The 14930-nt window shown below is 72.7% G+C and carries 15 protein-coding genes; 13 read left to right on the top strand and 2 right to left on the bottom strand.

Translation table 11 applies throughout. The annotated features are described in order from the left end of the window. Positions 1 to 130 precede the first annotated feature (130 nt). Positions 131 to 991: a fumarylacetoacetate hydrolase family protein gene (locus tag GTY67_RS10920; RefSeq protein ID WP_161278530.1), complete on the top strand. Its 861-nt coding sequence runs from the start codon at positions 131 to 133 to the stop codon at positions 989 to 991. 70 nt (positions 992 to 1061) lie between these two features. Here GTY67_RS10920 and GTY67_RS10915 read toward each other — a convergent pair whose 3' ends face one another. Beyond that, complete coding sequence (locus GTY67_RS10915) at positions 1062 to 1544, bottom strand: heme-degrading domain-containing protein (RefSeq protein ID WP_093688635.1); 483 nt, start codon at positions 1542 to 1544, stop codon at positions 1062 to 1064. Beyond that, entirely contained in the window at positions 1541 to 2680 is a 1140-nt protein-coding gene (locus GTY67_RS10910; RefSeq protein ID WP_161278529.1) for a Gfo/Idh/MocA family oxidoreductase, read from the bottom strand. Before GTY67_RS10910 ends, GTY67_RS10915 begins: the two co-directional genes overlap by 4 nt. Positions 2681 to 2756: 76 nt before the next feature. Here GTY67_RS10910 and GTY67_RS10905 point away from each other — a divergent pair, with 76 nt between their 5' ends. From GTY67_RS10905 to GTY67_RS10850, 12 genes are all read left to right on the top strand, one after another. Further along, on the top strand, positions 2757 to 3872 hold the full coding sequence (locus GTY67_RS10905) for an ROK family transcriptional regulator (protein ID WP_161280035.1): 1116 nt from the start codon (positions 2757 to 2759) through the stop codon (positions 3870 to 3872). Positions 3873 to 3905: 33 nt separating this feature from the next. Beyond that, on the top strand, positions 3906 to 4193 hold the full coding sequence (locus GTY67_RS10900; RefSeq protein WP_161278528.1) for a hypothetical protein: 288 nt from the start codon (positions 3906 to 3908) through the stop codon (positions 4191 to 4193). Positions 4194 to 4300: 107 nt separating this feature from the next. After that, positions 4301 to 5434: a peptidase gene (locus GTY67_RS10895; protein WP_161278527.1), complete on the top strand. Its 1134-nt coding sequence runs from the start codon at positions 4301 to 4303 to the stop codon at positions 5432 to 5434. Between the two features lie 54 nt (positions 5435 to 5488). Then, positions 5489 to 6265, top strand: coding sequence for a GntR family transcriptional regulator (locus GTY67_RS10890; RefSeq protein ID WP_093688627.1), 777 nt, complete (start codon positions 5489 to 5491; stop codon positions 6263 to 6265). 148 nt (positions 6266 to 6413) lie between these two features. Further along, the gene (locus GTY67_RS10885) at positions 6414 to 7538 is read left to right on the top strand and encodes a TIGR03364 family FAD-dependent oxidoreductase (protein ID WP_161278526.1); all 1125 of its coding nucleotides are present in this window, start codon (positions 6414 to 6416) and stop codon (positions 7536 to 7538) included. 5 nt (positions 7539 to 7543) lie between these two features. Further along, a complete protein-coding gene (locus GTY67_RS10880) occupies positions 7544 to 8257 on the top strand; it encodes a phosphonatase-like hydrolase (RefSeq protein WP_161278525.1) in 714 nt (237 codons plus the stop codon). Continuing rightward, on the top strand, positions 8254 to 9426 hold the full coding sequence (locus GTY67_RS10875) for an ABC transporter ATP-binding protein (RefSeq protein ID WP_237502581.1): 1173 nt from the start codon (positions 8254 to 8256) through the stop codon (positions 9424 to 9426). Before GTY67_RS10880 ends, GTY67_RS10875 begins: the two co-directional genes overlap by 4 nt. Beyond that, a complete protein-coding gene (locus GTY67_RS10870; RefSeq protein ID WP_161278524.1) occupies positions 9419 to 10339 on the top strand; it encodes a 2-aminoethylphosphonate ABC transporter permease subunit in 921 nt (306 codons plus the stop codon). The genes GTY67_RS10875 and GTY67_RS10870 overlap by 8 nt, the downstream gene beginning before the upstream one ends. After that, positions 10326 to 11123: an ABC transporter permease gene (locus GTY67_RS10865; RefSeq protein WP_093688623.1), complete on the top strand. Its 798-nt coding sequence runs from the start codon at positions 10326 to 10328 to the stop codon at positions 11121 to 11123. Before GTY67_RS10870 ends, GTY67_RS10865 begins: the two co-directional genes overlap by 14 nt. Positions 11124 to 11169: 46 nt before the next feature. Then, positions 11170 to 12234 (top strand): 2-aminoethylphosphonate ABC transporter substrate-binding protein, encoded by a 1065-nt coding sequence (locus GTY67_RS10860; RefSeq protein WP_161278523.1) that lies wholly within the window; start codon positions 11170 to 11172, stop codon positions 12232 to 12234. Positions 12235 to 12402: 168 nt separating this feature from the next. Continuing rightward, the gene (locus GTY67_RS10855; RefSeq protein WP_161278522.1) at positions 12403 to 13947 is read left to right on the top strand and encodes an alkaline phosphatase family protein; all 1545 of its coding nucleotides are present in this window, start codon (positions 12403 to 12405) and stop codon (positions 13945 to 13947) included. Between the two features lie 74 nt (positions 13948 to 14021). Continuing rightward, positions 14022 to 14828, top strand: coding sequence for an HAD-IIA family hydrolase (locus GTY67_RS10850; RefSeq protein ID WP_093688923.1), 807 nt, complete (start codon positions 14022 to 14024; stop codon positions 14826 to 14828). The last annotated feature ends 102 nt before the right edge of the window (positions 14829 to 14930 follow it).

The following is a 14930-nucleotide window of genomic DNA, read 5'->3' as shown; positions in this document are numbered from 1 at the left end:
AGGCGAGTGCGCCGGTCCAGTGTGTGAACGAGGTCTTGCGGAGTGATCGCAACTCTTGGAGGATCAGCCAAGCCCTTCGTCGGCCGCAACCCGCCGAGGGGCCCCACCTCGAACAAGAGGAGTTGGACCGTTGAAGCTGCTTCGAGTCGGTACGGCGGGCGCCGAGCGTCCCGCGCTTCTCGACCGCGACGGGACTCTGCGTGATCTGTCGGGGCTCGTACCCGACATCGACGGCGAACTGCTCGCCGACGCCTCCGCCCTCGCCCGGGTACGGGTGGCCGCCGACGCCCCCGGTGTGCTGCCCGCCCTCGACCCGGCGGGGCTGCGCATCGGGCCGCCGCTGGGGCGCATCGGCAAGATCGTGTGCATCGGGCTGAACTACCACGACCACGCCGCCGAGACCGGGGCGGCCATCCCGGACGAGCCGATCCTGTTCTTCAAGGCCCCCGACACCGTCGTCGGGCCCGAGGACACCGTGCTCGTGCCGCGCGGCAGCCGGAAGACGGACTGGGAGGTGGAGCTCGCCGTCGTCATCGGGCGCACCGCCCGCTACCTGGGCTCCGCCGAGGAAGGGCTCGCCCATGTCGCCGGGTACGCCACCGCCCACGACGTCTCGGAGCGCGAGTTCCAGATAGAGCGCGGCGGCACCTGGGACAAGGGCAAGAACTGCGAGACGTTCAACCCGCTGGGCCCCTGGCTCGTCACCGCCGACGAGGTGCCCGACCCGCAGGGCCTGCGGCTACGGCTCTGGGTCAACGGCGAGCTGAAGCAGGACGGCACCACCGCCGAGCAGATCTTCCCGGTGGGGGAGGTCGTCCGCTATCTCAGCCACTTCATGACGCTGTACCCGGGCGATGTGATCAACACCGGTACGCCCGCCGGGGTCGCGATGGGGCAGCCCGAGCCGAAGCCGTACCTCAAGGCGGGGGACGTGGTGGAGCTGGAGGTGGAGGGGCTCGGCCGGCAGCGGCAGGAGCTGAAGGGGGCGTAAGCCTCCCGTGTACGTGAGGGGGCGCCGTCACTCGTGCCGTGACGGCGCCCCCTCCCCGTACATACGTCCCTCAGCCGGTCCCCAGCGTCGCCGCGAACTGCTCCAGCGCCTCGACCACCATCGCGTGGTCCTCCGCCTGCGGCAGCCCCGACACCGTCACCGTGCCGATCACGCCCGCGCCCTCCACCGCGATCGGGAACGAACCGCCGTGCGCCGCGTACGTGTCTGGGTCCAGGCGGGACGACTCCTCGAACGTGGTGCCCTTCGCGCGGAACCGGGTGCCGACCAGGTACGAGCTCTCGCCGTACCGCTCCACCACCTTGCGCTTGCGGTCGATCCACGCGTCGTTGTCCGCGCTGGAGCCGGGCAGCGCCGCGTGGAACAGCTGCTGCGGCCCGCGCCGGATGTCGATCGCCACCGGTGCGTGCCGCTCCCGGGCCAGTGCGACCAGCAGGCTGCCGAGCGCGAACGCGTCGTCGTAACTGAAGTGCGGGAGCGTGAGGCGGCGCTCCTGGGCGATCAGCTCGGAGATCGTGGGGGAGGTGGTGGTCATGCGCGGTGCTCCTTGCCCGAAGCGTGCGGGGCCTCGTCGTGGTGGGGGAGGAGGGTGACGGAGACGCCCTCGCGGGCCGAGCGGCGGGCGGCTTCCAGCACGTCCAGGGCCGCTGCCGCCTGGAGCGCGGTGACCGGGTTCTCGCCCGCGCCGCGCACGGCGGCGGTGACGGCGGCGTAGTACGCGGGGTAGTCGCCGGGCAGCGTACGGACCGGGGTGCCGCCGCCGGTGAGCGGGGACTCGCCGGAACCGATCCGGCCCCACAGCGTCTCGACCTCCTCGCCCCACGGCTCGCCGCCCGTCCCCGGGCGCTTGCCCTCGCGCAGGGCCGCCTCCTGGGGGTCCAGGCCGTACTTCACATAGCCCGCCGTGGAGCCGAGCACGCGGAAGCGGGGGCCGAGCTGGGCCGTGGTGGCGCTGACGTACAGGTGCGAGCGGACCCCGTTCGCGTGCGTGATCGCGATGAACGTGTCGTCGTCGGCGGCCGCGCCCGGACGCCGTACGTCGGACTCGGCGTACACCTGCACCGCCGGGCCGAAGAGCACCAGCGCCTGGTCGACGACATGGCTGCCCAGGTCGTACAGCAGGCCGCCGATCTCCTCCGGGTCGCCCGACTCGCGCCAGCCGCCCTTCGGCTGCGGGCGCCAGCGCTCGAACCGTGACTCGAAGCGCTGCACCTCGCCCAGCTCACCGTCGGCGATCAGCGCGGCGAGGGTGCGGAAGTCGTTGTCCCAGCGGCGGTTCTGGAAGACCGAGAGCAGCAGCCCGCGCTCCTCGGCCAGCGCCGCCAGCTCGCGCGCCTCGGCGGCGGTCCCGGCGATCGGCTTGTCCACGACCACCGGCAGACCGGCCTTGAGGGCGGCCGTCGCGAGGGAGACGTGCGTCTTGTTCGGGGAGGCGATCACGACCAGGTCCAGCTCGTCCGCGCGCTCCCACAGCTCGTCCGGCGAGGCGGCGAACCGGAGGCCCGGGTACGCGGCGCGGGCCTCCGCCCGGCGCTCCTCGTTCGACGTGACGACCGTGTCGAGGACCAGGCCCTCGGTCGCGGCGATCAGCGGGGCGTGGAAGACGGAACCGGCCAGGCCGTAGCCGACGAGGGCGACGCGGAGAGGGGCGTCGGAGGCGTTGGGGGTCATGCATTCCACTTAAGCAACGCTGTTGCCAAAGTGCAAGCGACCGGCACAATGGGGTGGTGAAGGGGAGTGAGTGAGCGTGAACGGGAGTCGGACGAAGACCCAGGCCGGGGTGAACCTGCCGGCGCTGCGCCACCACAACGCGGCCCTGGTCCTGGACCTGCTGCGGGCGGCCGGGGCGGAGGGCATCAGCCGGCTGGAGCTGGCCGAGCGCACCGGCCTCACCCCGCAGGCCGTCAGCAAGATCACCGCCCGGCTGCGGGAGGAGGGGCTGGCCGTCGGCGCGGGCCTGCGCCCCTCCACCGGCGGCAAGCCGCGTACGGTGCTCCGGCTGGTCCCCGACGCCCAGTTCGCCGTCGGCCTCCACCTGGACCGCGACGGCCTCACCGCCGTGCTGGTCGACCTCGCTGGGCGCCCGGTCGCCGTCACCGCCGCGCCCCTCGACTTCGGGGCCCCGGCGGAGAAGGTGCTGGCCGACGCGGCGGATGCCGTACGGGACCTGAGCGCGGCCGAGCCGCACAAGCCGGTGCTGGGCCTTGGCGTCGCCGTACCCGGCCCACTCGACCACCGGGACGGCGTACTGCACCGGGTCACCGGCTTCCCGCAGTGGGACGGCTTCCCCCTGCGCGACGCGCTCGCCGAGCGCACCGGCCTGCCGGTCACCGTCGACAAGGACACGAACGCCGCCGCCCTGGCCTTGGCGCTTTCGCTGAGTGAGCCACCCGGCGACTTCGCCTACCTCCACCTCGGTACGGGGCTCGGCGCCGGGCTCGTCCTGGGCGGCGAGGTGCACCGGGGGGCGCGGACGGGGGCGGGGGAGTTCGGCCACCAGACCCTCCAGCTGGACGGGCCCCTGTGCGGGTGCGGCGGGCGCGGCTGCATCGAGGCGCTGTGCCTGGCCGCCGATGCGCGGGGCGACCGGGCGGAGGCAGCCCGGGTCCTGGGCGCGGGCGCGGCCAACCTGGTCGGGCTCCTCGACATCGACCGGGTGGTCCTGGGCGGGCGGACGGTGGCGGCCGACGAGGACGCGTACGTACGAGGCGTCCGTGCCGTGATCGAGGAGCGGGCCGCGCGGGGCGGGGGCGGGGCGGCCGTCACCGTCTCCGTCGCGGGGGGCGGGGACCGGCCTGTCGCCGAGGGCGCGGCGCAGCTGGTGCTCGCGCCGGTGTTCGGGCGGGTGGGGGAGCGGGGGTAGGGGGCGGGGGGCTTGTGGTGCGGGTGCCGGTGCGTGTGGGTGCTTGTGGTGCGGGTGGGGGTGCTCGTGGTGCGGGCATCAGTGGGTGCGGGCACTCGTGGTGCGGGGTTCCGTCCTCAAACGCCGGACGGGCTGGATGGGGTGCCGGGCGGGCTGGATGGGGTGCCGGGCGGGCTGGATGGGGTGCTGGACGGGCTGGATGGGGTGCCGGGCGGGCTGGATGGGGTGCTGGACGGGCTGGATGGGGTGCCGGACGGGCTGGATCGGGTGCCGGGCGGCGTGAGGTTGGAGGCAGGCGCCATCGGTCGGGTGATCGTATGAGCTGTGTCGGCATGTCGACTCCCTGACTCCGCGCGCGCGTGCTTGCGTCGGAGGTCACAACCGGTGGCCCCCGCCCCGGTCGTTCGCGAGCAGCGAAGGGTGTCCCCATGTCCCCCACCTCCTGCGCGCGGCTGCGTGACGCCCGTGCGGCAGCCGCCCTCGGGCTGGCCGCCGGGATCGCGGTCCCCGCCGCGCTCCTGGCGGGCCCGCAGGCCGCCGCCCACCCGGCCCCGGCCGCCCCCGCCTCCTTAGCCGTCGACGCGGCCGACGCCGATGAGCAGCCCCCCTGCGGTGATCAGGGCGCCAAGGAATTCCCCATCGAGGCCCGGATCCAGGACGCCCCGAGGACGTACGCCTCCGGCGGCGGTTACGGCACCTGGTTCCTCGACCTCACCAACACCACCGACACCGCCTGCGGAGCCCTGCATCCGGTGCTCGTGCTCAACGACGAGGACCGGGAGCTGACCACCGAGCAGATCCAGCTCAAATTCTCCGAGCCCGGCCGCCCCGGCACCGAACACCGTGTGACCTGGGAGACCACCGACCGCCACGAGCAGATCGGGGTCTTCGACGGCGACCCCGGGTCGGACCCCGCCGACAGCTCCGACGGGGGCTTCCCCGGCTTCACGGTCCCCGCCGGCACCACCGTCAGCGTCCGGATCCGGATGGCCTTCGCCTCCGACACCGCGCCCGGCCGGGTCACCGCCCACGCCGCCGTCGTCCAGCGCCACCACCAGGCAAAGGCCAAGGGCGGCGGCCGTGAGGACGGCGACTGGGTGGGGGAGTCGGGGGCGTACCGGTTCGTGATCGTCGACGGGGCCACGGGCGAGTACCCCCGGCCCGAGCGCACCGAGGAGGACAGCGGGACCCGTACGGACGTTCCGGCCGAGCCCCGTCCCCGTACGGACACGTCCTCCTCCACGCCCGCCCCCGCCCCCTCGCCCACCCGCACCCAGGCACCCAGCCCCGCCCCCACCTACGCCGACCCCGGCAAGGAGACCGCCCCGGACCCCAGCGGTCTCCCCCGCCCGGACGGGTCGGCGACTCCCCGGGAGGAGGCGGGCGGCGGCAAGGAGCGGCCCGCGCGTCCGCCCCACTACGTGACCGGGCGCCCGCTCCCCGAACTCGCCCGCACCGGACCGGAGCTGCTGCCCTGGGCCGGAGCCGCCGCCGGGCTCCTCGTACTCTGCGGCGGAGCTCTGGTGCTACAGGGCCGCCGGATGCGCCGGGCGGCAGGCTGACCGCGACCACCACCTCGTAGCTCGCCGTCCACCCGCGCATGCCACCATCGGGCGGTGGACTACCCGAACGACCAGGCACCTGGCGCACCCATCCGCTCCGGCATCCCGGAGCACGGCCGTATCCCCAAGTACTACGCGGTCAAGGCTCAAATCTCGCTGCTGCTGGACGAGTTGGGCGAGGGCGGGCTCCTGCCCACCGAGCGGGACCTCGCCCTGCGCCACGAGGTGTCGCGCGAGACCGTACGGCAGGCGCTGCGCGAACTCCTGCTGGAGGGGCGGCTGCGGAGACAGGGGCGCGGGACCGTCGTCGCCGGGCCCAAGCTGGAGCAGCCGCTCTCGCTCGCCAGCTACACCGAAGGGGTCCGCCGCCAGGGCAGGCGGCCCGGCCGGCATCTGATCGGGCTGGAGCGCTTCCCCTGCCCCGATGCCCTCGCCGCCGAGATCGGAGTGGGCCGGGGCGAACCCGTCTGGCACCTGGAGCGCGTGCTGCTCGCCGACGACGAGCGGGTCGGGCTGGAGAGCACGTACGTCAGTGTGGCCCGACTCCCGCGTCTGGATGTGGAGTTCGACCCCGACTCCTCCTTCTACGCCTACCTCCGCGACCGGCTCGGCATCGCCTTCGGGGACGCCGACGAGCGCATCGAGACCGTGCTCGCCACCCCTCGCGAGGCCCTGCTCATCGGCACCCCGCCCGCCCTGCCGATGCTTCTGCTCCACCGCCTCTCCCGGGACACCGGGGGGCGGCCGCTGGAGCGGGTGCGGACCCTGTTCCGGGGGGACCGGTTCTCCTTCACCACGCGCCTCGGCAGCGGCGGCAATAGCGACAGCTAGCGCTGAGCGCGCGTCTGAAAATCGCCCCTCCGTGAGCCTTTTTCGATAACGGAAACGTAACGGGTCTAGTCCAAGCTTGGGTGGTCGTTCACCATCCCGTTGTCGACCGGATGTGTCCGGGACACCCGACCCGAGGAGCGTGGCCGCCGTGAGAGTCATCGTCGTAGGAGCCGGCGTGGTGGGAACCATGCACGCCTGGCACGCAGTCAGCCGCGGCCACGAGGTCGTACAGATCGAGCGCGAGAGCGAGGCGCGCGGGGCATCGCTCCGCAATTTCGGACAGATTTGGGTCAGCGGCAGAGCCGGTGGCGAGGAGCTGGAGACCGCCCTGCGGGCGCGGGAGCTGTGGGAGGGGATCGGGCGGCGGGTGCCGGGGCTCGGCTTCCGGGCCTGCGGTTCGCTCACCCCGCTGCGGACGGAGGCCGAGGCCGCCGTCGCCGAGGCCGCTGTCGCCCGGGCGGATGCGGCGGCGCGCGGCTACAAGCTGCTCACCGCCGGGGAGGCCCGCGCCCTCAACCCCGCGCTGCGCGGCTCGTTCACCGCCGCCCTGTGGTGCGAGCGCGATGCGGCGGTGGAACCGCGCACCGCCCAACTCGCCCTGAAGGAAGAGCTGCTGGCCTCCGGGCGGTACACCTTCCTCGGCGGCCGTGAGGTCCGCGAGGTCGTCGGGACCGCCTCCGTGCGCGACGACCACGGCGACGTCCACACCGGTGACGCCGTGATCATGGCGACCGGCGCCTGGCTCGGCGGGCTCGTCCGCGAACTGGCCGGCCCCGAGCTGCCCGTCCGCCGCGTCCGCCTCCAGATGATGCAGACCGACCCCCTCGGCGAGCCCCTCACCACCTCGGTGGCCGACGCCGACAGCTTCCGCTACTACCCCGCGTACCGCAGCGAGGCCCTCGACGCCCTCAACGCCCACCAGCCCCAGGACCCGGTCGCCGCCGAGCACCGCATGCAGCTGCTCATGGTGCAGCGGAGCGACGGCGGGCTGACGATCGGGGACACCCACGAGTACGAGCACCCCTTCGCCTTCGACACCGTCGAGGAGCCCTACGAGCACCTCACCCGGGTCGTCGAGGCCTTCCTCGGGCGGCCGCTGCCGCGCATCAGACACCGCTGGGCGGGCGTCTACGCCCAGTGCACCGACACCTCACGCGTCGTCCACCGCCAGCAGGTGCGCGACGGGGTCTGGCTCATCACCGGGCCCGGCGGGCGGGGCATGACCTGCTCGCCCGCCATCGCCGAAACGACCGCCGACCAACTGGGCTGGTGAACACCATGACTTCAGCGACACCCACGACCGACAACCGCCTCACCCTCGTCGTCCTCGACATGGCCGGGACCACCGTCGCCGACGGCGGCCTCGTCGAACAGGCCTTCTCCGCCGCCGCCGAACGCCTCGGTGTGAAGCCGGGGTCGGGGGAGTACGAGCGCCAACTCGCCTACGTACGCGCCACCATGGGCGAGTCCAAGATCTCCGTCTTCCGGCACCTCTTCGGGGACGAGGAGAAGGCGCAGTTCGCCAACACCGCCTTCGAGGAGGCGTACGGGGCGCTCGTCGACGGTGGCCGTATCGCCCCGATCCCCGGTGCGCGGGAGGCCGTTGAGCGTCTCATCGGCGAAGGGCGGACCGTCGTCCTGACCACCGGGTTCGCCCGCACCACCCAGGACGCCATCCTCGCCGCCCTCGGCTGGCAGGACCTCGTCCCCCTCACCCTCTGCCCCGCCGACGCGGGCGGGCGCGGCCGCCCCTACCCGGACATGGTGCTCGCCGCCTTCCTGCGCACCGGTGCGGTGGACGACGTGCGGCGGATCGTGGTGGCCGGGGACACCTCGTACGACATGCTCAGCGGCGTACGCTCCGGCGCCGGGCTCGTCGCGGGCGTCCTCACCGGTGCCCATGACGGCGGTCAGCTGGAGCGGCACGGCGCGACCCATGTCCTCGGGTCGGTCGCCGAGCTGCCGGACCTCATCGCGCGGGCCGAGGCATGAGCGGCGGGGCCCCCACCACGCGCAGCACCGCCCACGCCACCCCGCGCCCCACCGCCGGACCGCCCCCCGCCGCCCCCAGCGGCATCCGGTTCGACGGGGTCAGCGTCGCGTACGGGCGGAACACCGTCCTGGACCGCCTCGACCTCACCGTCGAACCCGGCGAGGTCATGGCCCTCCTCGGGCCCTCCGGCTCCGGGAAGACCACCGCCCTGCGCGCCGTCGCCGGGTTCGTCCGGCCCGCCTCCGGGCGGGTGTTCATCGGCGGGCGGGATGTGACCCAACTGCCCCCGCACCAGCGGGGGATCGGGATGGTGGTCCAGCAGTACGCGCTCTTCCCGCACCTCAAGGTCAAGGACAACGTCGCCTTCGGCCTGAAGGCCCACCGCACGCCCAAGGCCGAGATCGCCGGGCGGGTGGCCGAGGTCCTCGAACTCGTCGGGATGGCCGCGTACGCCACCCGCTACCCCCGGGAACTCTCCGGCGGCCAGCAGCAGCGCGTCGCCATCGCCCGCGCCCTGGCCATCCGCCCCGGCGTCCTCCTCCTCGACGAACCGCTCTCCGCACTCGACGCCCGGCTCCGCTCCGGCATGCTCGCCGAACTCGCCCGGCTGCACCGCGAGTTGCCCGACGTCTCCATCCTGTACGTCACCCACGACCAGGTCGAGGCGCTCACCCTGGCCGACCGGATCGCCGTCATGGACAGCGCCCGGCTCCAGGACTGCGGCACCCCCGAGGAGCTGTACCGGCGGCCCCGTACGGAGTTCACCGCGTCGTTCGTCGGCAACGCCAACCTCCTCCCGGTCACCGTCACCGGACCGGGGCGCGTGGACCTGGCGGGCACCGCCCTCGACGTCCCCACCGAGGCCGCCGCCCAAGGGGCCACCGCCACCCTCTGCGTCCGCCCGCACCTCGTCGGCCTCGGCGCCGGGCCCAACGCGCTCACCGGCACGGTCACCGAGGTCCAGTGGCGCGGCTCCACCCACCGCGTCCACGCCGACATCGGCGGCCACCGCCTCATGGCCGACCTCCGCGAACTCCGCGAGCCCCCGGCCCTCGGCGACCCGGTCACCCTGCACTTCGCGGCGGAGGACGCGGTGCTCCTCCCGGCCGGGACGGCACCGGAGCCCACGGAGGCCCCGAAGAAGGCCCAGGCGGTGGCCAGTGGCTAGCACCACCGCCCCCAGCACCACCGCCGCCGACCGCCGGAAACCCGCAGGCCAGCCCGCCCCCGGCGCGGTATCCACCCGCCTCAAGAAGACACCCGCCTGGGTCTGGGCCCTCCCGCCCGTCCTCGTCCTCGCGCTCGGCTTCCTCTACCCGCTGGCCCTCGTCGTCCGGCAGTCCTTCACCCCCGAGTCCCTGGAAGAAGGCGGCGCCTCCCTCGCCCCCTACACCGAGGTCTTCGCCTCCGCCGCCTTCCGCGAGGCGCTCACCACCACCGTCTGGCTCGCGGTCGGCGCCACCGTCGGCTGCCTGGTCCTCGGCTTCGTCCTCGCCCTGGTCATCGCCTTCGTCCCGTTCCCCGGGGGCAAGGCCGTCGCCCGGTTCATCGACGTCTTCCTCTCCTTCCCGTCCTTCCTCATCACGCTCGCCCTGCTCTTCATCTACGGGTCGGTCGGGATGGCCAACGGCGCCTGGACCGGCGTCACCGGAGCGGCCGAGGGGCCGTTCCACTTCCTGACCACCCCCTGGGGCGTCCTGCTCGCGGAGATCACGTACTTCACGCCCTTCGTGATGCGCCCGCTCCTCGCCGCGTTCTCCCAACTCGACACCGCCCAGCTGGAGGTGGCCTCCTCGCTCGGCGCCGGGCCGCTGCGGATCGTGCGCCAGGTGATCCTGCCCGAGGCGCTCCCCGCGCTCGCGGCGGGCGGCAGCCTCGTCCTCGTGCTCTGCCTCAACGAGTTCGGGATCGTCCTGTTCACCGGGGCGAAAGGGGTCACGACGCTGCCGACGCTCGTCTACAGCAAAGCGATCCTGGAGTCGGACTACCCGGCCGCCTGTGTCGTCGCCGTCGTCAACATCGTTCTCTCCGTGGGCCTTTACAGCCTGTACCGGGTGGTGAGCCGTCGTGCTGGTGCATAGCCGTACGGGCAAGTGGGCCACCTGGTCCGCCTTCGCCCTCCTCTTCGTCCCCCTCTTCGCCCTGCCCCTCCTCGTCATCCTCGCCGCCTCGTTCTCCACCAACTGGTCCGGCGCCCTCCCCTCCGGCCCCACCACCACCCGCTACGCCGCCGCGACCAGCGGCGACTCCCTCCAGGCGCTGACCACCAGCCTGGTGACCGCTCTCTGCGCCAGCGTGCTCGCCCTGGTCCTCGGCGGCTGGGCGGCGCTCGCCGCCAGCTCCCTGGGGCGGCGCGGGAAGCGGTTCCTGGACGCGCTGTTCATGCTGCCGGTCGCCGTGCCGTCCGTGGTCGTCGGCCTCGCCGTCCTCGTCGCCTTCAGCCGGCCGCCGGTGCTCCTCAACGGCACCCGCTGGATCGTGATCATCGCCCACACGGTGCTGGTCACCGCCTTCGCCTACCAGTCCGTCTCGGCCGCCGCCCGGCGCCTGGACCCGATGTACGAGCAGGCCGCGGCCAGCCTCGGCGCGAGCCCCGCCCGCGTCCTGTGGCGGGTCAGGCTGCCGCTCCTGCTGCCCTCGCTCACGGCGGCGGCCGGGCTCTGCTTCGCCCTGTCCATGGGGGAGTTGAGCGCCACGATGATGCTCTACCCGCCGGACTGGACGCCGCTCCCGGTGCAGATCTTCGCCGCCACCGACCGTGGCTCGCTCTTCACCGGCGCCGCCCTCGCCGTGGTCCTGATGGGGACGACGCTCCTCGTCCTGACGGCCGTCTCCCGCATCCGGACCCGCGCCTCCTACCGCTGAACCCCGCGCCCACCCCCGTAACCACCGCTCCAGGAGAAGACATCCCATGCGCACCCATGCCCTCGACCGGTCCCTCGCCGTCCTCGGCGCCCTCTCCCTCGCCGCTTTCACGCTCACCGCCTGCGGCGGCACCTCCGCCGCCTCCGACGAGAAGGTCGTCACCGTCTACAGCGCCGACGGCCTCAAGGGCGAGAACGGCGACGGCTGGTACGACAAGGTCTTCAAGGAGTTCGAGAAGGAGACCGGCATCAAGGTGAAGTACGTGGAGGGCGGCTCCGGCGAGATGGTGCAGCGCACCGTCCGCGAGAAGTCCAACACCCAGGCCGATGTGCTCGTCACCCTGCCGCCCTTCATCCAGCAGGCCGACGCCAAGGGGCTGCTGGCGGCGTACGAGCCGAAGGGCGCCGACCAGGTCGACGCGGCGGACAAGGCGTCCGACGGCAAGTGGACCTCCGTCGTCAACAACTACTTCGGCTTCATCTACAACAAGCAGCGGCTGAAGACCCCGCCCCGCACCTGGGAGGAGCTGCTGGACGCCTCGTACAAGGAGAAGGTGCAGTATTCGACGCCCGGCGTCGCGGGTGACGGTACCGCCGTCCTCATCAAGGCGATGCACGACTTCGGCGGCAAGGAGCCGGCGATGGAGTACCTCAAGCGGCTCCAGACCAACAACGTCGGCCCGTCCGCCTCCACCGGCAAGCTCGCCCCCAAGGTCGACAAGGGTGAACTCCTCGTCGCCAACGGGGACGTCCAGATGAACTACGCCCAGTCCAAGGACATGCCCAACCTCGGCATCTGGTTCCCGGCGAAGGGCGACGGGAAGCCCACCAGCTTCGCCCTCCCGTACGCGGCCGGGCTGCTGGCCAAGGCCCCGCACAGCGAGAACGGCAAGAAGCTGCTGGACTTCCTCCTCTCCGAGCGGGCCCAGCAGGACGTCAGCGCGGTCGGCGGCGGGTTCGCCGCCCGTCAGGACATCGAGGCCACCGACGCCAACGCCAAGGAACTCAAAGGGCTGTTGGAGGGCGTCGAGATCTTCGAGCCGGACTGGTCGGACATCGGCACCAACCTGGACACGTACATCGACGCCTGGAAGTCGGCCACCGGAAGCTGACCGGCCACCTTTCGGCCACGGTCGGCTGCGAAGGTCCATCCCGCACCGCGAAGCTCTGGACCCGGCCCGCTTGTCTCGCAAAAGTAACGGGTCTGGTCCAGAAGGCAGTTCACGACGCAGCTCGCCCCGCCATCCACCCCGTGCCACCGTCCCCCTCTGGAGGATCACGTGTCCCGACCCGTCTCCCGGCGCTCCGTGCTCGCCACCACCGCCGCTGCCGCGTCCGCCGCGGCCGTCGGCTCCCTCGCCACCGCCCACACCGCCCACGCCGCCCCGCCCACGCTCCCGAACGGCACCAGCCAGGACAAGGTCCTCGTCGTCGGCATCGACGGGCTGCGCCACGACGTCATCGCCGCCGCCGGTGCCCCGCACCTCAAAGGCATGATGGCGAACGGCACGTACGGCACCTCCCTGCTGTACGCCAACCCGATGGCCGCCACCTCCTCCGGCCCCGGCTGGTCGACCATCTCCACCGGCGTCTGGCCCGACAAGCACGGCGTGAAGGAGAACTCCTTCGCCGGGAAGAACTACGGGCAGTACCCCGGCTTCCTCGCCCGCCTCGCCCAGGTGCGGCCCCAGCTCTCCACGTACGCCGCCGTCGACTGGAAGCCGCTGGACACCCAGGGCACGGTCACCGCGGGCGCCGACGCCAAGCTCGTCCTGGACGGCGACCGCGACGGCTACACCGGCCACGACGCCACCATCGCCGCCGACTCCGAGTCGATCCTGCGCAACCAGAACCCGGACGTCCTCTTCGTCTACTTCGGGCAGGTCGACATCGTCGGCCACAACCTCGGCGCGGCCAGCGCCCAGTACCGCCAGGCGATCGACACCGTGGACGGCTACCTCGGCCGCCTCCTCGCCGCGATCAAGGCCCGCCCGTCGTACGTCTCCGAGCGGTGGACGGTCATCGTCGCCACCGACCACGGCCACACCAACGCCGGCGGCCACGGCGGCAGCACCATCGAGGAGCGCCGCACCTTCGTCCTCGCCCAGGGACCCGGCATCGCCGCCGGTGCCACGCCCGGCGACACCCGCCTCGTCGATGTCGCCGCCACCGTCTTCAAGCAGCTCGGCATCGTCCCGGACCCCGCCTGGGGCCTGGACGGCAAGCCGATCCAGGAGCGCTCCACCGACCCCTTCGAGGCGCTGTACCCGGCGCTCGCGGGCCGCGTCGACGAGACCGGCATCCCGGCCGGGGTCCTCGGCTGGACCCACACCGCGCCCAGCGGCTGGTCGGTGATCAACGCGGCGATGGGCACCGGGGGAGTGGCCGAGTGGCGCGGCTGGTCCTTCGCGACCGACGAGTTCTGGAGCCGCACCCAGCGCGACCAGTCCCGTGAGCTGAACGTCCGCTCGCGCGGGATCTTCGCGGTGGCCGACTCCGACGAGTGGGACGACAAGGCGTCCTCCGGCCCGTTCGACTCCACGCTCGTCACCCCGGCGTACGCGGTCGGCGGCAAGTCCACCGTGACGCTGGACTTCACCACCCTCTACCGGCAGGAGGGCAGCCAGAGCGCCCGCGTCCTCGCCTCCTGGAACGGCGGCACCCCGACCGCCGTCAAGAGCTACACCTCCGACGTGATCTCCCAGCCGCAGTCGCTGAAGCTGAGCGTCCCGGCCGGGGCGACCAGCGTGAGCTTCCGGTTCCACTACACCGGCGCCAACAACTGGTACTGGGTGATCGACGGGGTAAAGATCACCGCAGGCTAATTATGCTGGGGGTGCCGGGACGGCGTGGTCCGGGCACCCCCAGCGTGCAGTACGTACGGCAGGAGTCCCCGCACATGGCAGACCGCAAGCCGATCACTTCCTGGCTCACCGACATGGACGGCGTCCTCATCCACGAGGGCACCCCGATCCCCGGCGCCGACGCCTTCATCAAGCGGCTGCGGGATTCCGGGCTCCCCTTCCTCGTCCTCACCAACAACTCCATCTACACCGCGCGCGACCTGCACGCCCGGCTCAGCCGCATGGGCCTGGACGTGCCCGTGAAGAACATCTGGACCTCCGCCCTGGCCACCGCCCAGTTCCTGGACGACCAGCGCCCCGGCGGCACGGCGTACGTCATCGGCGAGGCGGGGCTCACCACCGCGCTGCACGACATCGGGTACGTGCTGACCGACCACGCCCCGGACTACGTCGTGCTCGGCGAGACCCGTACGTACAGCTTCGAGGCGCTCACCAAGGCGATCCGGCTGATCAACGCGGGCGCCCGCTTCATCTGCACCAACCCGGACGAGACCGGGCCGTCCGCCGAGGGCCCGCTGCCCGCCACCGGTGCGGTCGCCGCCCTGATCACCAAGGCCACCGGCAAGAAGCCGTACTTCGCGGGCAAGCCCAACCCGCTGATGATGCGGACCGGGCTGAACGCCATCGGCGCCCACTCCGAGACCAGCGCCATGATCGGCGACCGGATGGACACCGATGTGCTGGCGGGCCTGGAGGCGGGGATGCAGACGTTCCTGGTCCTCACCGGTCTGACGGGCGTCGCGGACATCGACCGCTACCCGTTCCGCCCGTCCCACGTCGTCGACTCCATCGCCGACCTGGTCGACCTCATCGACCTGCCGGACCAGGCCGACCGCCCCTGACCCGGCACCGCATCCGACCTGCACGGACCGTATCCGCAGTCGCCCGAATGGAGGACTGCGGATGCGGGCCGGGGGCCCAGGGCCGAACCTTCCCGTAGGAGG

Source organism: Streptomyces sp. SID8374 (assembly GCF_009865135.1).
Lineage (GTDB): Bacteria > Actinomycetota > Actinomycetes > Streptomycetales > Streptomycetaceae > Streptomyces.
This window is presented reverse-complemented; position numbering and strand designations above follow the sequence as displayed.